The organism is Pseudomonas sp. Bout1 (genome assembly GCF_034314165.1).
Lineage (GTDB): Bacteria > Pseudomonadota > Gammaproteobacteria > Pseudomonadales > Pseudomonadaceae > Aquipseudomonas.
The window spans coordinates 2,698,582-2,717,294 of record NZ_JAVIWK010000001.1 but is presented as its reverse complement, the minus strand read 5'-3'; the positions used below and the strand labels follow the sequence as shown (position 1 = coordinate 2,717,294).

Sequence of the window (18,713 nt, the reverse complement as noted above, 5' to 3'; positions counted from 1 at the left end):
TGAAACGATTAAATGAATGTAGGAAATTGGCTATAGCTGGCCGTTGCTTGGCGGCCGAATATTTTCGTGAAAAATTTTAATAGTCTTATGTATCAACTAGTTAATAAGCACTAAAGCGCTCTAGGCGTGCAGCTGCATCTTATTTCCCTGTCAGTAATGACGAATTAGTGACGTGGTTTTTATGGCACGTTGTGTCCCTCGTTTCCGCTACATACGTAGGACAAATCCCCGTGGCTAAATGACGTATCGAGCACCGACCCAGGTTCAAGGAGAACCGCAGGCCTGTACATGCACGGGGTAACCGACGACGGTTTTCGACATCAAGGATGAGATGGCTATGAGTCTGACCAGCAGTATTCGAAATATGGAAAGCCCACATTTTTATTTCGAGTTGGGGGAGTTGATTTCAAGCACGGGCACAGAACACTTTGCAGCGAACATGCTGCACCTGGTCGACAAGCTGATTGCGGTGCACCTGGTAGACCTCAGTGAATGGAGCCTCGACGAACACCAGGCCTGTGTACTGGATATCACCCTACTGGGCAGTGCCGGCCTGAAGCGCGATTTGCCACCGCCAGGCACGCTGCATCATCGCGATGATCACCCGCTGCTGAAAAAGATGCTTGGCATGAACGACCCGCTGTTGATCCAGATGAATGCCAAGGCCAACAGCCCCCACACCCGTGGCACTTCCCACCAGTGCAACCTGGTCTCGCGCCAGGCCAATCGGCGCTGTGTCATCTCGTTCTATCGGCCCCACACGCAGCGGGCATTTTCCCTGGCCGAGTTGTCCTTCCTCAAGCGCCTGTCGGAAACCCTGTTGCCCTTGATCGAGCGTCACGCGCAGATCAATCGACAAACCCCACTCGTTGAACCGCCGCCCTGCAAAACCCTGTTGGAGCAATCGCAATTGCAGCGCGAATTTTACAAACGCCTGTCACTCAGTGACATCACCTTGTCTGCGCGGGAACAGGAGGTTTGCCTGGAGTTACTGACCGGCGGCACCGTGCCGCAGATCGCCTTGAAGCTCAGTGTGAAGAACAGCTCGATCGAGACTTACCTCAAGCGTGCCGCCGCCAAACTGGGTGTCAGTGGCCGCCATGGACTGGCCAAATGGATGGTTGGCGCGTGATGAAGAAACTGATGCTCGGCGTGGTGTGTGTGCTTGGCGGGTGCTCGCTGATTCCGGACTACCAACGGCCCCCAGCGCCCACGCCTGCGCAATACCCGGTGTATAACGCAGACCGGGTGCCACCCTCGGCGGCAGTTCCCGACTGGCAACAGCTGTTCCCGGACCCGGTGATGCGCCAGTTGATTGGCCAGGCCTTGGTCAACAACCGCGACCTGCGGGTGGCGGCGCTGAACGTCGAGGCCTTCCAGGCGCAATACCGCATCCAGCGCGCAGACCTGTTCCCGGCGGTGTCTGCCACGGGTGCCGGCAACCGCCAGAAAGTCCCTCGGCGCGTCAGCGGTACCGGCGAGTCCGCGATCACCTCCACCTATTCGGCGACACTGGGCGTAAGCGCCTATGAACTGGATTTTTTTGGCCGGGTGCGCAGCCTCAGTGACCAGGCGATGCTGCAATACCTGGCCACCGAAGAAGCCCGGCGCAGTGCGCAACTGAGCCTGGTGGCCAACGTTGCCAACGCGTACCTGACCTGGCGCGCCGACCAGGAGTTGCTGGCTTTGGCCCGGCAAACCCTGGCCTCGGACGAGCACAGCCTGCGCCTGACCTCGCGCAGCAAAACCGCCGGCAAGGCAACGTCGATCGATGTGATCCAGGCCCAGACCAGCGTCGAAAGCACCCGTGCAAGCATCGCCCGCTACCAGCGACAAGTGGCGCAGGACCAGAACAGCCTGGCCTTGCTGGTAGGTGGCCCGGTGCCGGATTCACTGCCGGCGCGCCCGCTGGCCGACGACCTGGTAGCCCGCATGCCCGCCGGGTTGCCGTCAGACCTGCTGCAACGCCGGCCCGACATAATCCAGGCCGAATTTCAACTCAAGGCAGCCAATGCCAACATCGGCGCGGCGCGTGCAGCGTTTTTTCCTTCGGTGACGCTGACGGCCAATGCGGGCACATCCAGCAGCGATCTGTCGGGGCTGTTCCAGGGTGGCTCGGGGAGCTGGGTGTTTCAGCCGCAAATCAACCTGCCGATTTTCAATGCCGGTAGCCTGCGGGCCAGCCTGGATTACGCGAAGATTCAAAAGAACATCTTTGTTGCGCAGTATGAGAAATCGATCCAGACGGCGTTTCAGGAGGTTTCCAACGGGCTGGCGGCGCGCCAGACTTATAACGAGCAGTTGGCGGCGCAGCGGGACTTTGTGCAGGCCAACCAGAAGTATTACGACCTGGCACAGCACCGCTATCGCAGTGGGGTGGACAGTAACCTGGTGTTTCTGGACGCGCAGCGCTCGCTGTTCAATTCACAGCAGGCGTTGATTGTGGATCGCTTGGCGCAGTTGGTAGCGCAGGTGAATTTGTATACGGCATTGGGTGGGGGTTGGGGGGTAGATATTGTTGGGACGCAGGGCATATCCATTATTCAGGTAACGGCGGCTCGGCGTTCCCACCCCGCGCTTGAGTGGCAGAAGCCAGGGCAAAGGCTGTAGGCGCTGGCTTGCTGTTGATTCCAGGCGGCCCGCTCCGTAATGCCTGCGCCCGGCCACATCGAGCCCAAGCAAGGCGCCGAGTGCTGGGCAAGAGCCGTTTGGTTACTTTTGCCGCGTTTGCAACAAACAACGCAGATGCCCCCTAACCCCGCCAAGGCCCCATCGCCAAACTATAAGGAGAAAATCCGTCAAACTGCCAACGCAATGCCAACGCCGCATCCCGCCGAACCACATGTTCCACCGTCACCCGCCACAACCGCTCCGCGCCCTGAAACCCCGCCAACTCAGGTCCACCCAGAATCACCTCGGCCCGCCCGACAACCTGCAGAACATCCCCTGAAGCAAAATCCACAAACAACAACCCCGCAACAGGGTTGACCTGCAAATTGCCCAAGGTGTTGAAAAACGAGTTGCCGGTGAAGTCCGGAATCGTCAGCACATCACCGTCCACCCGAATAAACCCGGTGTTGCCACCCCGGTGCGAAACGTCCACCGAGCGCTTGGCCGCATCGCCCTCCAGGTCCACGTAACTGGCGACGAAAAATGTATCGGCAGTGCGGATCACCGCCCGGGTTGCGTCATCAAGCGAAGTCGCGCGCTGCACTGCCGGCTTGGCTGGGCGCTGTCCCTGGGCACCCGGTTCCACCGTGCGCAGCTGAATGTACTTGGGGCAATTGCCAAAGGTATGCACCACCTGCACCGCAAAACCATCAATGCCCACCGCGCCGACAACCCCGTTCATGCGGTTGCGCCGCCGCGTATTCAGGTCAATCCCCAACAGCCCCACCGCTGCGCCTTTTTGTAAACCGGCGCCGGCCGGGTCTCCCACGGCAGGCAGGCTGTCGATGCGCAAACGGTAAGGATCCGGTGAGTAGGCAAACCCCGGCGCGCCCTCCAGCAGCGTGGCCCAGGGAAGCCCCAGGTCATCCACGGCCCCCACCACCAGATAGGGCAACAGCTCATAAAACGCCCGATGCTGCTCCGGCAAATGATCCCGTATGACCTTGGCGCCGATCACCTGCATGCGCTCGGCCACGCCGGCGCTTTGCTGCAATTGCCGCTCGCCGGCATGCCATGGCGAGGCAGGGGATGCGTCCTGGTGATTCATGCTCAAGCCCTCAGTGGATGAAACGCCGGATGTTCACGCAATGCCGCCACGCTGAAATCGACAAAACTGCGCACCCGCGTCGACGCGTTGCGCCCCTCGCGGTACACCACATGCACCGGCAGCGGCGACGGTTCATAGGCCTGCAATACGCGGCGCAACTGGCCGCTCGCCAAGTGCTCGTGCACCGGGTAACTCAAGCACCGGACCAACCCCGCCCCCTGCACCGCCGCATTGATTGCGCCCTGTACGGTGGTGCTCCCGAGGCGCACCCATGCCCTGATGCTGGAACCCTGGAAATCCCACTGTGCCCAACCTGCGGACGCCTGGCTGGCGACCAGCCGATGCTGCTTGAGTGCCTCAGGCTGCAGCGGTTCGCCATGGGTTTCCAGGTACCCGGGGCTGGCACACACGATGTTGCGCACATGGCCCACAGGCCGGGCAATCAGGGATGAACCCGGCAGTGCTCCCTCCAGGATTGCCACATCCAGGCCGTCTTCGTTCAGGTTCGGATAATGGTCGTGGTAATGGGCAAACACCCGCACCCCGGGGTAGCGCTCCAGGTATTCAGCCAACAGGGGCGCCATCACATAACGGCTGAACAGAAGCGGGAAAAATACCCGCAGATTGCCTTCGGTCTGCACATGTGCACCCTTGACAGACGCTTCGGCGGCGCCCACGTCGTCGAGGATCCGCGAGCAGTCCACCATGAACCTCGCCCCGGTTTCGGTGAGGCGAAAACCCTGAGTGTTGCGCTGTATCAATGACACCCCCAAGCGCGCCTCCAGCCTGGCAACCGCACGCATCACTGTGGGCCCCGAGACGCCCAGGTAACGGGCAGCCGCTGCCAGGCTCGGCTGGCCGGACAGGCCCTGGAAAATCTGCATGTCGCGATAGCGGTCCATCAGGCCGGCCGCGGCATCGACGGGTTGAGCGCTGCATCCTGCCCGAGCCGAGTGACTAAAAAGTCGACGAAGGTGTTGACCTTCGCCGGTACCCGGGCGCTGTTCTGGAATACCACATGAATCGGCAGTGCCGGCGGCTCGAAGTCTTGCAGGATGATTTCCAGTGCGCCGGCACGCACATCGCTGGCAACCTGGTAAGACAACACCCGCGTGATGCCCCAGCCAAGGCGCGCCAGGTTGATTGCCGCATTGTTGGCGGTGACCACCAGGCGTGGCTCAACCGCCACGTTCAAGGGCTGGCCGGCTTCGATGAATTGCCATTCGCTGACCAACTGGCTGGAGGACGAGGTGACAATCCTGGCCTCGCGCAGTTGCCCGGGGTGCAGTGGCCGGCCATGCCGCTCAAGGTACGCCGGCGCGGCGCAGACCACCCGGCGCACCTCGCCGACCTTGATCGCTTGCTGGCCGGCGTCCTGCAAGTGCCCGATACGCACGGCCACGTCGACACCTTCGTCGGTCATGTTGACCACGCGATCCACCAGCAAGGCGTTGATGTTGACCTGGGCAAACAGGTCCAGGTAATCCCCCAGGATCGGCGCCACGAACAGTTCGCCGAACAACACCGGCGCGGTGACCGTCAGTTGCCCCCACGGGACCGAGAAACTGCCCGCCGCCGCCTCTTCGGCTTCCGTCAGCTCTGCCAGGATGCGTCGGCAATCGTCCAGGTAACGCTGCCCGGCCTCGCTCAGGTGCAGGCTGCGGGTGGTGCGCGAGAGCAACTGCGTGCCGATACGCGCCTCCATCGCGGCAATCGCACGGGTTACGCTGGGCGGCGAGGTTTTCAGGCGCCGGGCCGCAGCGGCAAAGCCCTGTTCTTCGGCGACGGCAAGGAACACCTGCATTTCCTGGAAACGGTCCATTACAGCCCTTTTTATCGAATGTAGTACGCCACAAAAAACATCAGGCCTGGGCCAAACCCACGGCGGTGCGTTGCATGCCGACAAATCCCGGTAGCGCCTCGATGCGGCCCAGCCAGGCACGAACCTGCGGGTAGTCGTTCAGCGAGACGTTACCTTCCGGGGCATGGGCGATGTAGGTGTAGTGCGCGATATCGGCAATCGACGGCACGTCACCGGCAAGAAAGCGGCTGTGCCCCACCTGTTGCTCCAGCACATGAAGCAACCCATAAGACCGGCTGATGGCTGCCTCGGCGTCCAGCGCAGCGCCGAACACGGTGACCAATCGCGCGGCCGCCGGCCCGGCATGCAGCGGCCCCGCCGCGGCCGAAAGCCAACGCTGCACACGGGCCTGGGCCACAGGCTCGGTCGGCAGCCACTGGGTGTTGCCATACTTACCGGCGAGGTACACCAGGATCGCATTGGAATCTGCCAGCACCACGCCGTTGTCATCAATCACCGGGCACCTGGCCGAAGTGGTTGAGGGTGGCGAGGAATTCGGGGGTTTTGTGGGCGCCTTGCTTGAGGTCGACCAGCACCAGTTCTGCAGGCACGCCCAGCAGCGACAGCATCAATTCCACCCGATGGGAATGGCCAGACAAGGGGTAACGGTACAATTTGATCATGACGGGCTCCGCGGTGTGCCGGGGTTTCGTCCCGGTGATCGGGTCGATGAGACTTATCTTCCACCGCTACGGCACGCAGCAGAATAACCAGGTTTTACAATCCAGCATTTCAGCAGATGAAACAATCACTCGCCGAACAACTCGCCAATCAGGTTGAACAGGGTGGTTTTCACCGGGCTGTCGAGTTCGCGCCAGGCCAGGCCGGTCCTGGCCCGGAACGCGCCCAACGCCAGGTGCCTGGACACGCAATTGGCCGGCAGCGCCCGGGCCGCCTGCAACGGCAATACCCCGACGCCCAGGCCGGCAGAGACCAGCGCCAGCATGGTGGTGAATTCGCCGAGCTCGGAGGCGATTTCCAGGGGCACCCCCATGGCCTGGACGAACTCGTCGTAGAAGCCCGGGGCATAACGCCGGGCCAGGATGAATACGGGCACCTTGAGCAAGTCGGCCGGCTGAAGGATTTCCTGTGCCGCCAACGGATGATCGCCGGGCAAGGCGACCACAAAGCTTTCCTGCAACACCTGCAGGGTCTGTATGCCGGGATAGGCCGCCGGCAAGCGCATCAGGCCAAAATCCAGCTGGCCGTTTTTTAGCGCTGCCGCCTGATCCGGGCCGGGCATGTCCTTGAGCTCCAGTTCAAGGCGCGGGTAGCGTTGATGCACCGCGCGAATCAACCCCGGCAGCAATTCCGGCAGCACCGAGGAGACAAAACCCAGGCGTACCCGGCCGATCTCCCCACGGTTCGACGCGCGGGCGGCATCGGCGGCGCGGGCTGCCTGGTGCAGGGTGGCTTGGGCTTCGGGCAGAAACACCCGCCCGGCGGGTGTCAGCGTTACCGAGTGCCGGTTGCGGTCGAGCAGGCGCACACCCAGGCCACCTTCGAGCAGTTTAATTTGCATGCTCAACGCCGGCTGCACGATCGACAACTGCGCGGCCGCCCGGCCAAAATGCAGTTCCTGGGCGAGCACAACAAACGCACGCAGGTGCTTGAGTTCCATCAGCAGGCTCCGGTTATCATGGTTTTTGATCACCCAATCACAAATGAAAATTGGACGCTGAACCCGTGCTACGTTGAACTAAGGCCCGTCATACACGATATGACAGGGTTTGACCTATAACAATGTGGACGGTGTGCCGTACTCGGATTAATAGTGTTGATCACCTGTCCCTGCCCCGGGAGATCACTCCATGCACAGCGTTTTAGACACCTTCCGCCTGGATGGCCGCCTGGCCCTGGTCACCGGCTCCAGCGCCGGCATTGGCCTGGCCATCGCCCGTGGCCTGGCCCAGGCCGGCGCACGGGTGGTACTCAATGGGCGCAACCGCAGCACCTTGCGTGACAGCGCCGCACTGCTGGCGGCGGAGGGTCTTGAGGTGCACACCCAGGCCTTCGACGTCACCGACGGCGCCGCGGTGCTGGCCGCCGTGGCAGACATCGAAAAGCACCTGGGCCCCCTGGACATCCTCGTCAACAACGCCGGCATGCAACGGCGCGGGCCCCTGGAGGACTACAGCGAAACCCACTGGCGCGAGTTGATGAGCACCAACCTCGACAGCGCGTTCCTCGTTGGCCAGGCTGTGGCCCGGGCGATGATCCCGCGCAAGCGTGGGCGCATCATCAATATCTGCTCGGTGCAAAGCGAACTGGGGCGCCCGGGCATAGCGCCGTATGCCGCCAGCAAAGGCGCGCTGAAGATGCTCACCAAAGGCATGGCCATCGATTGGGGCCCCCACGGGCTGACGGTCAATGGCATCGGCCCCGGCTATTTCAAGACCGAACTGAACGCCAACCTGGTGGCCAACCCCGAATTCAGCGACTGGCTGGTGCAACGCACACCGAGCCGGCGCTGGGGCGACGTCGCCGAACTGGCCGGGGCGGCGGTATTCCTTGCCAGCGACGCGGCGAGTTTCGTCAACGGTCATATCCTGTACGTGGACGGTGGCATCACCGCCTCGCTGTAACCCGGAGAACTTCATGCACGCGATTGTTTGCCATGCCTCGAAAGACCTGCGGGTAGAACCGCAAACCGCACCCCGGGCACTCGCCCCCGACCAGTTGCGGGTGCGCATTGCCCGGGGCGGCATTTGCGGCTCGGACCTGCATTACTACCAGCACGGCGGCTTCGGCACCGTGCGCCTGCGCGAGCCGATGGTGCTGGGCCATGAGGTGTCGGCGGTGATCGAGGCAGTGGGTCGTGAAGACGCTTCGTTCAAGGTGGGCCAACGTTTGTCGGTCTCGCCGTCGCGGCCTTGCGGGGGCTGCCGTTATTGCCATCAAGGGCTGCCCAACCACTGCCTGAACATGCGTTTTTACGGGAGTGCGATGCCCTTCCCTCACATACAAGGTGCGTTTCAACAGACCCTGGTGATCGAGACGCATCAGGCGCACCTGCTGGCCGACCATGTCAGCCTTGCCGAAGGTGCGATGGCCGAACCGTTGTCCGTAGGCTTGCATGCCATCCAGCGCGCCGGGGCGGTCTTCGGCAAGCGGGTTCTGGTGACCGGCTGCGGGCCCATCGGCAACCTGTTGATCGGCAGCCTGCGCGCAGCAGGCGCGGGCGAAATCGTTGCCGTGGACCTGGCCGCCGGCCCCTTGGCCTGCGCCGCGAAAATGGGCGCCAGCCGCACCCACAACCTGGCGCAAGACGCCGACGCGTTAAAGCGCTACACCGCCGAAAAAGGCTACTTCGACGTGATGTTCGAAGTCTCCGGCAGCGCCCAGGCCTTGCGCAATGGCCTGGAATGCATGGCCCCGCGCAGCGTGCTGGTGACGGTCGGCCTGGGTGGCGAAGTCTCGCTGCCGCTGAACATGCTGGTGAGCCGCGAGATCGACCTGCGGGGCACTTTCCGTTTTCATTCGGAATTCGCCCAGGCGGTGGATTTGCTCAACCGCCAGGTGATTGATGTACGCCCGGTGATCTCCCACACCGTGCCATTTTGCGAGGCGGTACAAGCCTTTGAGCTGGCGGCGGACAAAAGCCAGGCAATGAAGGTGTTGCTGGATTTTGGCGTGCTGGACATGCCGTAGGCCTTCAGGTGCGCTCCTCAAGCCGGTAGCGCAGGAACCGATGCCCCGGGGAAAACAACCGCCGGTAGGTGAGCAGCACCGCGCCTACCGTGCCCAGCGCCGACGATGCAGCGATCAAAAACATGATCACGATCTGGTAACGCACCGCGTCCACCGGGCTCTCTCCCGCCAACACCTGGCCGGTCATCATGCCCGGCAGGCTGACAATGCCCACCACCGTCATCTGGTTCAGGGTCGGGATCATCCCGGCCCGCACCGCTTGGCGAATCGCATCCTGCGCCGCCTCCCACCGTGAACCGCCCAGGGCCAGGACCATTTCGATGGTGTTACGCCCCGAGGTCAGTTCCTGGGTCATGCGCTCAATGCCCAGGGACACGCCCGTGAGCGTATTGCCGAGAATCATCCCAAGGATTGGTATCGCATACTGCGGCTCGTACCACGGGTGAATCCGGATGATCGCGAACAAGCCGATAGCCGTCACCAGCCACGAACTGCCCCACACCGACACGATACTGTCGGCGCGCTGGCCGGCGTAAGTACGCTTGCCGCGCCCGGCTGCCGAGAGGCCGGCGATCAGGGTCATCAGGCACATCAGCGGCAACACCACGTACCAGTAGGCGAACTCGAAGACCCAGCCCAGCAGGTAACCGATCGCCAACAACTGCACCACCGTACGCACCGCGGCCCAGAACAGCTGGCGCTCCAGGCCCAGGCGCAACAACAACGACAACGCGCCGTTGATCAGGATCAACGAGGCGGCGATGGCCATGTCCAGTGCTGTGAGGTCGTGATAATTCATGGCTGCTCGGCGCCTGTCAGCATGCCGGCGTCCATGTGCAGGCGGGTGGTGCTCATGCGTTGCGCCTGGCCCGGGTCATGGGACACCCAAATATAGGCGTGGTCATTATCCGCCTCTGCCCAGGCGTTGATCAGCGCCTCAACTTCCCGAGACGAGTCCGGATCGAGGGCGGCGGTGGGTTCGTCCAGCAACAGCACATCGGGGTTGAGTTGCAGGGTGCGGATCAGTGACACCACCTGGGACTCGCCGCCGGATAAATCGCCGGCATTTTTTGCCAGGAAGCCCGGCGCCTTTCCCGCGTGGGCCAGCAGCGCCTTGACCGCATCCGGGTCGAAACCCAGGTGGTGCAGGGCCTTGAGGCTGTAGGGAAAGCGCAGGTTGTCTTCCACGGTGCCCTCGATCAGCGCCGGGCGTTGGGAGAGGTAGCTGATGCGGCTGCGATAGTGCGGGATTTGCGCGTTGGCGATGGGTTGCCCCTGCCAGAGGATTTCCCCTGAAGTGGGCGCGTCGAGCAAGGCGAGTGCCCGAAGAAATACGCTTTTGCCGGAGCCGGATGAACCGGTGATGGAAATGCGGTCGGCGTGGTGCAGCTGGAAGTTCGTAGGTTGCAGCAATTGCAGCTGGCGGCGCTCGTCCATACGCGTGAGCGCCCGGGTTTCGATCAACACACTCATGGACTTGATGATCCTTGTTCCTGGTTTAGACACAATGCTGAGGCAGAACATACCGCCCTTGTGGCGAGTGAGCTTGCTCCCCCCCCACAAGGGTTGCTCAGTGCTTGGGCTCGAGTGACACCACGCGTGGCTTGATCGCGTGCTCGCGCACGTCAAGCAGCGCCAGTGTCACCGGCAACTTGAAGCGCCGGCGCCCTGCACTGCCCGGGTTGAGAAACAACCGATCGCCACGCCATTCAATCAACGGTTTGTGAGAGTGGCCGGTGATCACTAACCGGATGCCCGGATCAAGCGCCTGCGGCACATCGGCGATGTCATGCACCAACAGCGCCCGCCAGCCATTCAGGTCGAACTCCAGCCGATCCGCCAGGTGTTCTGCCCACGCGGCGTCGAGGTCGTTATTGCCGCGCACTACGTGTAACGGCGCAATCGAGGCCAACAGTTCGAGGATTTCCGGGCTTCCGATATCCCCGGCGTGAACAATTTGCTCGCACCCTTCCAGGGCCGCCAGGGCCTCGGCGCGGAGCAAGCCGTGGGTATCGGAAATCACACCAACTTTCATGAACGTCTCCTGTGCCATGCACCGGCGTCCTGCGCCGGGCGGCTTGCAATCAACCATTGCACTGCCTATATTTCCCGCTTGGCGCCATCTACGCCACCATCCGCGGAAAGGGCTGCGCCCAAGACCTTGACTGAATATCACATTTCTACGACTCCCAACCTTAAAGCGGACAAGGTTTGTGCAAGGAGATCGTATGTCCCAAGCCTTATCGTCCTCTAACGGCCGTATCAACCTTGAGCAGCAACGCAAGCGTGCCAAGGAGCTTTTGCTGCGCCTCAAAAGCGCCGGCGCCGCCGCAGCCCCGACTTTATCCGATGCTCAATGGCAGATCGCCAGGGAACTGGGCTTCCCGAGCTGGCCCAAGCTCAAGGCGCACGTCGACGCTGTGGACTTCGCCGCGCGCCACCCGGGTTTCGAGGCGAGCGATGAGGCCCGTACCACCCACTGGCGCTGCGGCAACGATATTGCCCACAGCCTGGGCATCGCGGGGTTCAAGGGCCGCTTTCGAATGCTGATTGATCCGTTGTGCATGGGGCCGGTCCAGGATTTGCCCGCCGCTCAATACGAAGCCGATCGCAGCCGCTATATCAGCCAGGCTTTTGCAATGGACGAGCAGGAGGTGGCGCGCCGGCATGCCGACGAATACGCACATCTTGAACAACTGGGCCGCGCCGGCCACAGCGTGTTGTGGTGCGAGGCGGATGCTTACGATCAGTTGTTCCTGATGCGTGCGCTGGCGGGGCTCGATCATGTACCTGAACGGCTTGAGCTGATCGAGGTTGACCGTATCCCCGGCGTGCAACGCTTTATCGGGATTGGCCAACTGGCCCCCGAAGTGCTGGCCTGGTTGTGGCCCCAGCGCCGGCGAGTCGATGCCGACATGCTGGGCCTGGCGCGGCAAGCCTGGCTGGCGTATTGCGACCGTTCACCAGTGAAGCTGGCGGAACTGGCCCGGGGCAGCCACACCTCCCTGCCCTTCCTGGCCCCGGCGCTGCGCCGGCAGTTGCAGGAATTGCCGGGGGTTCGGGACGGCTTGTCACTGACCGAACGCTTGTCCTTGCAGTACGTGGGTGAAGCGGGCCCGATTCCGTTTGGCCGGGTGTTTGCCGAATTGATGGGCAAACGTGAACCGCTGCCCTATCTGGGGGACATGATGTTTCATGCCCTGATGCGGCCGCTGATCGATGGCGCCCCTGCGCTGCTGTTCGAGTCGGAGGTTCAACTGCCATGGCCGCAACGCCCGCTGGCATTGACCGCGCTTGGCCGCCAGGTTCTGGAGGGCAAGGCTTACTGGCCGGACCACGCCACCCAGGAACGCTGGATCGGCGGCACCTGCATCCGGCCTGGCCAACCGCACTGGATGATTGACGAGGCGCTGGTTCCCGTCTGGCGCGGCTAAAAGCGGCTCTGCTGCCCTGGCGCAACCGTTACGCAGCTCTGCGGCGAGTTTTTCTTCGTCCAGTGCCCCTTCCCATCCAGTGGAATATCCAACGCCTGGGCGATGAAATTGACTTGAAGCCAACCCGACCGATGCGCTTGAGGCTTTGCGCTAACCCCGGCCGGGACGGGAATGTTCAGAGGCAGGCTGTCGCTGTCGAGGAACACCACGTTCATGGCTGCACCTGCTCGGAAATCTCGATCAGGTTGAGGTCAGGGTCGCGCACGTACACCGAGCGGATCGGCCCGGTGGCGCCGGTGCGCAGTACCGGTCCTTCGATGATCGGCCACTCGACCTTGGCCAAGTGGGCAATCACCTGATCCAGTGGAATCGAGGCGATAAAGCACAGGTCCAGCGCCCCCGGCACGGGTAAATGGGCCTTGGGCTCGAATTCGTGGCCGCGTACGTGCAGGTTGATTTTCTGTTGGCCGAAGGCAAACGCCTTGCGCCCGCCAGCGAAGGTCTGTACCTGCATGCCAAGCACGCGCACGTAGAAATCCTCGGCGGCGACGGGGTCGATGGTGGTGAGTACGAGGTGGTCAAGATGGTCGATCATGGGCGCAGCTCCAGTGTGTTGGCCAGTGCCATGCGGCGGCTGTTGTGAAAGTGCAGGGTCAGCGCTTCGTTCTGGAAGCCGTCGCGGGTGGCGACTTCGTGCAAAAAAAGGCGTTGCAACGGTAAGCCCATGACGTTTCCCGTTCTTGTTGAATGCGTGCGCCATGGATAATCGACATAAACCGGACGGATGAAAATTTCGAATTTCGCCACTATCCTTTCCAAATTGGAAACCCTCGGACACACCTGATGATCAATCCCCTGCATTTCGACCTGCTGTCCCTGCGCTTGCTGATCTTTGCCGCCGAAACCGCCAACCTGACCCGCGCCGCCGAAAAGGCCAACATGACGGTCTCGACCGCCAGCAAGCGCCTGGCCGAACTGGAGCGCACCACCGAGTGCCCGCTGTTCGTGCGCCTGCCACGGGGGCTGGAGTTGACGGCGGCGGGCCAGGGCATGGTCGAACACGCGAAAATCATCCTGGCAGGCGTCAACCGCATGGCCTGCGACGCCAGTGACTACGCGGTTGGGGTGCGCGGGCACGTGCGCCTGTTCGCCAATACCTCGGCGGTGGTGCAGTTCCTGCCGGACGACCTGGCGGCGTTCCTGCAGGACAACCCCCATGTGCGTATCGGCCTGGAAGAAGCCCTCAGCGAGCCGATCATCCAGGCGGTGGAAAGTGGCCGCGCCGATATCGGGATCTTTGCCGACAACGTACCGGCGCAGGGGCTGTACACGTTGCCGTATCGCGAGGACCGGCTGGTGTTACTGGTGCCGGTGGGCCATGCGCTGGCTACGGCACGTAGGGTTTCTTTCAGCGACACCCTGGGTTTTGACTACGTGGCGCTGAACCAGGGCAGCTCGCTGCTGCGCCGGATCACCGACGCCGCCGCAAGCGCCGGCAAGGTGCTGAAGGTACGGATTCAGGTCAGCAGTTTCGACGGGATCTGCCGGATGATCGAAGCCGGGTTGGGCATTGGGATCCTGCCGCTGTTATCGGTGCGCGCCGAACTGCTGGGCAGCCGGCTGATCGCAGTCGAACTGGACGATGACTGGGCGCAACGTACCTTGTTTGTCGGGGTCAGCAACCAGGCGCAATTGGCGCCGGAAGCGGCGAAACTGTTCGCGTACCTGAGCCGGGGCAACCCTTAGCGAAACCGCGCAATCACCGCCTCCACCACCGGGTTGGCGCGCTGGGTATTCCAGGCGATGGCCGTGGTCACCACGTTAAGTTTCTGGCTCAACCCACGAAACACCACATTGGCCGGGGCCAGTTTTTTCAGCGACGCCGGCACCAGCGCGATCCCCTGCCCATAGCTGACAAACGCAATCTGCGAGGCCACCGAGCGCACTTCATGCAGCACCCGTGGGGAAAAACCGCTGGCGCGGCAAGTGGCGATCAGGTTGTCGAAATACACCGGGCTGACGTTGCGCGAAAACATCACCAGCGGCTCGTTGGCCAGGCTCGACAGGCTGATGCGCGTGCGGCTCGCCAACGGATGATCCGCGGGCAAGGCTACCACCAGCCGATCCTCGGTCAATGGAAGTGACTGCACCGAAGCCCCCAGGTCGCCGTCCAGGCGCGCGAATGCGAGGTCGATATCCCCGGCCTCCAGCGCCGGCAGTGCCTCGACACTATCGATTTCGCGCACCGATACCGTGAGCTGCGGGTAATCGAGCTTCAGTTGCTCGATCAGGCCGGGCAACACATCGAACATCGCCGTGGAGATCGCGCCAATGGTCAGCATCCCCGACTGCCCCGCCACTGCTTCCTCCACCGCAAGCTCCAGGCGCTCCAGTTGCTCGGCGAACTTGCGCACCGCCGGCAGGATTGCCGCGCCCACCGGCGTGAGTTTTGCCCCGCGCCGGGAGCGGTCGAACAGCTTGACCTTGAGCGCCTGTTCCAGCACCTGGATCTGCTCGCTCAGGGGCGGCTGGGACATGCCGAGGCGCTTGGCGGCGCGGCCGAAATTCTGCTCCTCAGCCACCGCGAGGAACAACCAGAGGTGACGAATCAGACGAAAATTGATCATGGTTTTTCCATAGGTTAAGCGTATGCAAGGCTTATGTACTTCGTAATATACCTATCAAAGCGACTCGCTGACACTGGCCGTCTCCGTCACCCGAGGCTCGCCCATGACCGCTGATCACTTGCTTGACCGCCTGGCCGCACTGGACACCAACACCGTGTCCGACGCCCTCGACTTCCTCGGCCTGCCCGGCGCCACTGTGGGCCTGCGCCCGTTGTGGAACTGCCCGAAAATCGTCGGCCGCACCAGTACCGTGCTGCTCGGCCCCAAGTCCGACACCGCCCCGTCGGTGCACCTGATCACACCGGTGATCGAACAGGTTGAAACGGATGACCGGGTGCTGGTGATTGCCGGCGGCACCGAGGGCATTTCCTGCTGGGGAGACATCATCGCCAACGCGGCATCGCGCAAACACATACGTGGCACGGTGATTGATGGTTTCAGCCGCGATATCGACGGCAGCGAGGCCATCGGCTATCCGGTGTACGGGCGCGGCGTGACCATGATCAGCGCGCGCAACCGCGTGGTGCAGGTCGGTGCCGGCGTGACCTTAAGCATCGCTGGCGTAAGCGTCAGCGAGGATGACTATGTGATCGCCGATACCTGCGGCACGGTGTTCGTGCCTCAGGCGGTGATCGAAAAAGTACTGGACCTTGGCGAGCGCATCGCCCGCCGCCAGGACGGCATGGTGCAGGCGGTGCGCAGTGGGCGTTCAGTGGTTGAGGTGATGCACGACGCGCAGTTTGAGGCGATCACCCGATGAGCACCGATACCCAACGGCTCAACCCGCGCCTGGCCAGCGCGCAACCGTCCGCCACCTATCGCATCATGGACCGCGTCGCCGAACGCCGGGCGCAAGGCGCGCACATCATCTCGCTGTGCGCCGGTGAGCCGGATTTCGATACCCCGCGGCATATCCGCGAAGCCGCGATCCAGGCCATTGAAACCGGGCATACACGCTACACCCAGGTCGCGGGTGCCCGCGCCTTGCGCGAAGCGGTGGCGGCTAAGTTCCGGCGTGAAAATGGCCTGGACGTGTCCTGGCAGGACACTCTGGTGTGCAACGGCGGCAAGCAAGTGATCTACAACGCCCTGGCGGCCACCCTCGATGAAGGTGACGAGGTGATCGTGCCGGCGCCGTACTGGGTCAGCTACCCGGAGATGGTGCACCTGTGCGGCGGCGAAGCACGCATCGTCACCTGTGATGCCGACAGTGGCTTCAAGCTGACACCCGAGGCACTGGCCGCCGCCATCACCGCGCAGACCCGCTGGCTGATCCTCAACTCACCGTCCAACCCCACCGGCGCGGTGTACAGCGAGGACGAGTTGCGGGCACTCGCCGACGTATTGCTGGCCCACCCGCAGGTGTTGGTCCTCGCCGACGATATTTACGAACACCTGATCTTCGACGATCAGGCGTTCCATACCCTGGCCCAGGTTGAACCCCGGCTGGCGCCGCGCACCTTGACCATGAACGGTGTATCCAAGGCCTACGCCATGACCGGTTGGCGCATCGGTTTTGCCACCGGGCCGCGCTGGCTGCTGGAGGCCATGGAAAAGCTGCAAGGCCAACAAACCTCCGGCGCCTGCTCGATCTCGCAACAGGCGGCACTCGCCGCACTGGAAGGCCCCAAGGATTTCATCCGCGACAGCCGCGGGGTGTTCCAGGCGCGCCGGGACTTGATGGTCGAGTTGCTGAACGACACACCGGGCCTTGAGTGCGTGAGCCCCGCCGGTGCCTTTTATGCCTTCGCCTCCTGCGCGGCGTTGATCGGGCGTACCTCGGCGGGCGGCCGGCTGCTGCGCAGCGATGAAGACGTGGCCCTGGCGCTGCTCGACGAGGCCAGTGTGGCCGTGGTGCAGGGCAGCGCCTTTGGCCTGGCGCCGTACATTCGTATTGCCTATGCGCTGGATGATGCGTCATTGCGCCAAGCGTGCGAGGCCATTCACCACTTCTGCACCCACCTGCAGACTGAAGAAGAAAAGTGATGAATTCACATAGATAAATATCGCTAATGGTGGCGTGCGGCGCTTCTTAAGATTAGGGCCGATCTGGACAACACTCACAACAACAAGGTCCGCCCCCATGTCTATGCCTGAAGTCATACAACCCGCTGTGCGCAGCCAATACCGCTGGGTGGTTGCGGCGCTGATTTTCCTGATCTACACCGTGGCCGCGGCCGACCGCGCCAACCTCGGCGTGGCGCTGCCGTTTATTCGCCAGGAATTTGCAATGAGCAACGCCCAGGCCGGCGGCCTGGTCAGCCTGTTCCTGCTGGCGTACGCCTTGGCACAACTGCCGGCGGGCTTTGCCTTCGGGCGCTTTGGCGTCAGCCGGATCCTGCCGGGGGCCATGGTGCTGACCTCCCTGTTGACCGGGTTGGTGGGCACCGCCAGCTCACTGCTGGCGCTGAAACTGTATCGCCTGGGGCTGGGCGTCGCCGAAGGCCCACTGCCTATCAGCATGACCACCACCATCAACAACTGGTTTCCGGCACGGGAAAAAGGCACGGCGTCGGGGATCTTTCTCTCGGCGGTGAAGTTCGGCCCTGTGATCGTGCCGCCGCTGTGCGCGGTGATCATTTCGGTGTGGGGCTGGCGCGAGATCTTCTACTTCTTCGCCATCCCGGGCATCGTGCTGGCGCTGATCTGGTACTTGCTGGTCACCGACCATCCTTCCCGCAGCCGCTTCGTCAACAAAGCCGAATTGCAGTACATCGTCGAAGACACTGCGGTCACTCAAACCGCCCGCGTACACAAGACCCCGGCCTGGGTGGAGAAGCTCGACCGGGTTATCCGCACCCGCGATGAAACGCCGCTGGAAACCAACCGCCAGGTGTTCAAGTCCTGGAACATCTGGGGATGTGCCACCAGCTATTGCTTCCAGCTCGGTGTCTCCAGCGTGCTGCTGGCGTGGATCCCGACTTACCTGATGACCGTCAAGCAGTTCTCGATCATGAACATGGGCCTGGTCTCGGCAGCACCCTGGGTGGGCGCGGTGCTGGGCAACCTGCTGGGCGGTTTCTGCTCGGACCGCCTGATGGGCGGGCGCCGCAAGCCGGGCATGCTGCTGTCGGCGGTCGGCACCTCACTGATGATGTACCTGCTGATCAATTCACCCGCCGAGCCCCTGCCCTACGGCCTGCTACTGATGTTGACCGGTATGGTGTTGAGCCTCGGGTTCTCCTCCTACATGGCCTACCCGATGGGCCTGACCACCAAGAAAACCTTTCCGATCTCCAACGCCATCGTGAACATGATCGGCCAGCTGGGGGCCGCCGCAACGCCCTTCATCACCGGCCTGCTGCTGGACAACTATGGCTGGAACTACGTGTTCGCCTGGCTGGCAATCGGCTCGTTCATCAGCTTCATCATTTTGCTGACCATTGCCGAGCCGCGGCCACAACCCTGACTGATTTCCCCCA

20 protein-coding genes and 1 pseudogene are annotated in these 18,713 nt (G+C 62.6%); 9 read left to right on the top strand and 12 right to left on the bottom strand.

The genetic code is table 11. The annotated features are described in order from the left end of the window. Positions 1–337 precede the first annotated feature (337 nt). Positions 338–1,132, top strand: coding sequence for a helix-turn-helix transcriptional regulator (locus tag RGV33_RS12705; protein ID WP_322144517.1), 795 nt, complete (start codon positions 338–340; stop codon positions 1,130–1,132). Then, positions 1,132–2,610 (top strand): efflux transporter outer membrane subunit, encoded by a 1,479-nt coding sequence (locus RGV33_RS12700; RefSeq protein ID WP_322148665.1) that lies wholly within the window; start codon positions 1,132–1,134, stop codon positions 2,608–2,610. The genes RGV33_RS12705 and RGV33_RS12700 overlap by 1 nt, the downstream gene beginning before the upstream one ends. Before the next feature lie 142 nt (positions 2,611–2,752). Here RGV33_RS12700 and RGV33_RS12695 read toward each other — a convergent pair whose 3' ends face one another. From RGV33_RS12695 to RGV33_RS12675, 5 genes and pseudogenes are all read right to left on the bottom strand, one after another. Next, a complete protein-coding gene (locus tag RGV33_RS12695; protein WP_322144516.1) occupies positions 2,753–3,718 on the bottom strand; it encodes a pyridoxamine 5'-phosphate oxidase family protein in 966 nt (321 codons plus the stop codon). Positions 3,719–3,720: 2 nt separating this feature from the next. Continuing rightward, a complete protein-coding gene (locus RGV33_RS12690) occupies positions 3,721–4,620 on the bottom strand; it encodes a LysR family transcriptional regulator (RefSeq protein WP_322144515.1) in 900 nt (299 codons plus the stop codon). Beyond that, complete coding sequence (locus RGV33_RS12685; RefSeq protein WP_322144514.1) at positions 4,620–5,540, bottom strand: LysR family transcriptional regulator; 921 nt, start codon at positions 5,538–5,540, stop codon at positions 4,620–4,622. Before RGV33_RS12685 ends, RGV33_RS12690 begins: the two co-directional genes overlap by 1 nt. A gap of 40 nt (positions 5,541–5,580) precedes the next feature. Next, a pseudogene (locus tag RGV33_RS12680) lies at positions 5,581–6,202 on the bottom strand (glutathione S-transferase family protein). A 125-nt stretch (positions 6,203–6,327) separates the two neighbouring features. Next, a complete protein-coding gene (locus RGV33_RS12675) occupies positions 6,328–7,200 on the bottom strand; it encodes a LysR family transcriptional regulator (RefSeq protein WP_322144513.1) in 873 nt (290 codons plus the stop codon). Between the two features lie 190 nt (positions 7,201–7,390). Between RGV33_RS12675 and RGV33_RS12670 the strand changes: the two genes are divergently transcribed. Both RGV33_RS12670 and RGV33_RS12665 read left to right on the top strand, forming a co-directional pair. Next, positions 7,391–8,164 (top strand): glucose 1-dehydrogenase, encoded by a 774-nt coding sequence (locus RGV33_RS12670; protein ID WP_322144512.1) that lies wholly within the window; start codon positions 7,391–7,393, stop codon positions 8,162–8,164. A 13-nt stretch (positions 8,165–8,177) separates the two neighbouring features. Next, on the top strand, positions 8,178–9,230 hold the full coding sequence (locus tag RGV33_RS12665; RefSeq protein ID WP_322144511.1) for an L-idonate 5-dehydrogenase: 1,053 nt from the start codon (positions 8,178–8,180) through the stop codon (positions 9,228–9,230). Positions 9,231–9,234: 4 nt separating this feature from the next. On the opposite strand, the gene RGV33_RS12660 is transcribed toward RGV33_RS12665, so the two are convergent. The 3 genes from RGV33_RS12660 to RGV33_RS12650 all read right to left on the bottom strand — a co-directional run bounded on the left by RGV33_RS12660 (position 9,235) and on the right by RGV33_RS12650 (position 11,265). Further along, the gene (locus RGV33_RS12660; protein ID WP_322144510.1) at positions 9,235–10,029 is read right to left on the bottom strand and encodes an ABC transporter permease; all 795 of its coding nucleotides are present in this window, start codon (positions 10,027–10,029) and stop codon (positions 9,235–9,237) included. Continuing rightward, on the bottom strand, positions 10,026–10,703 hold the full coding sequence (locus tag RGV33_RS12655) for an ABC transporter ATP-binding protein (RefSeq protein WP_322144509.1): 678 nt from the start codon (positions 10,701–10,703) through the stop codon (positions 10,026–10,028). Before RGV33_RS12655 ends, RGV33_RS12660 begins: the two co-directional genes overlap by 4 nt. A 97-nt stretch (positions 10,704–10,800) precedes the next feature. Beyond that, positions 10,801–11,265 (bottom strand): metallophosphoesterase family protein, encoded by a 465-nt coding sequence (locus RGV33_RS12650; protein WP_322144508.1) that lies wholly within the window; start codon positions 11,263–11,265, stop codon positions 10,801–10,803. A 193-nt stretch (positions 11,266–11,458) separates the two neighbouring features. On the opposite strand from RGV33_RS12650, the gene RGV33_RS12645 reads away from it, so the two are divergent. Next, the gene (locus RGV33_RS12645) at positions 11,459–12,664 is read left to right on the top strand and encodes a DUF1835 domain-containing protein (protein WP_322144507.1); all 1,206 of its coding nucleotides are present in this window, start codon (positions 11,459–11,461) and stop codon (positions 12,662–12,664) included. On the opposite strand, the gene RGV33_RS12640 is transcribed toward RGV33_RS12645, so the two are convergent. The 3 genes from RGV33_RS12640 to RGV33_RS12630 are packed head-to-tail and all read right to left on the bottom strand — an operon-like array spanning position 12,661 to position 13,390. Next, on the bottom strand, positions 12,661–12,879 hold the full coding sequence (locus RGV33_RS12640; protein WP_322144506.1) for a hypothetical protein: 219 nt from the start codon (positions 12,877–12,879) through the stop codon (positions 12,661–12,663). The genes RGV33_RS12645 and RGV33_RS12640 overlap by 4 nt on opposite strands. After that, positions 12,876–13,259 (bottom strand): VOC family protein, encoded by a 384-nt coding sequence (locus RGV33_RS12635; protein WP_322144505.1) that lies wholly within the window; start codon positions 13,257–13,259, stop codon positions 12,876–12,878. Before RGV33_RS12635 ends, RGV33_RS12640 begins: the two co-directional genes overlap by 4 nt. Then, positions 13,256–13,390: a hypothetical protein gene (locus tag RGV33_RS12630; RefSeq protein WP_322144504.1), complete on the bottom strand. Its 135-nt coding sequence runs from the start codon at positions 13,388–13,390 to the stop codon at positions 13,256–13,258. Before RGV33_RS12630 ends, RGV33_RS12635 begins: the two co-directional genes overlap by 4 nt. A gap of 117 nt (positions 13,391–13,507) precedes the next feature. Here RGV33_RS12630 and RGV33_RS12625 point away from each other — a divergent pair, with 117 nt between their 5' ends. Continuing rightward, a complete protein-coding gene (locus RGV33_RS12625; protein WP_322144503.1) occupies positions 13,508–14,410 on the top strand; it encodes a LysR family transcriptional regulator in 903 nt (300 codons plus the stop codon). On the opposite strand, the gene RGV33_RS12620 is transcribed toward RGV33_RS12625, so the two are convergent. Beyond that, positions 14,407–15,291, bottom strand: coding sequence for a LysR family transcriptional regulator (locus tag RGV33_RS12620; protein ID WP_322144502.1), 885 nt, complete (start codon positions 15,289–15,291; stop codon positions 14,407–14,409). The two genes, RGV33_RS12625 and RGV33_RS12620, sit on opposite strands and share 4 nt — an antisense overlap. A 103-nt stretch (positions 15,292–15,394) precedes the next feature. Between RGV33_RS12620 and RGV33_RS12615 the strand changes: the two genes are divergently transcribed. The 3 genes from RGV33_RS12615 (at position 15,395) to RGV33_RS12605 (ending at position 18,700) form a co-directional block, all read left to right on the top strand. Next, positions 15,395–16,051: an RraA family protein gene (locus RGV33_RS12615; RefSeq protein WP_322144501.1), complete on the top strand. Its 657-nt coding sequence runs from the start codon at positions 15,395–15,397 to the stop codon at positions 16,049–16,051. Beyond that, positions 16,048–17,277: a pyridoxal phosphate-dependent aminotransferase gene (locus RGV33_RS12610; protein ID WP_322144500.1), complete on the top strand. Its 1,230-nt coding sequence runs from the start codon at positions 16,048–16,050 to the stop codon at positions 17,275–17,277. Before RGV33_RS12615 ends, RGV33_RS12610 begins: the two co-directional genes overlap by 4 nt. A gap of 97 nt (positions 17,278–17,374) precedes the next feature. After that, on the top strand, positions 17,375–18,700 hold the full coding sequence (locus RGV33_RS12605) for an MFS transporter (RefSeq protein ID WP_322144499.1): 1,326 nt from the start codon (positions 17,375–17,377) through the stop codon (positions 18,698–18,700). Positions 18,701–18,713 lie beyond the last annotated feature (13 nt).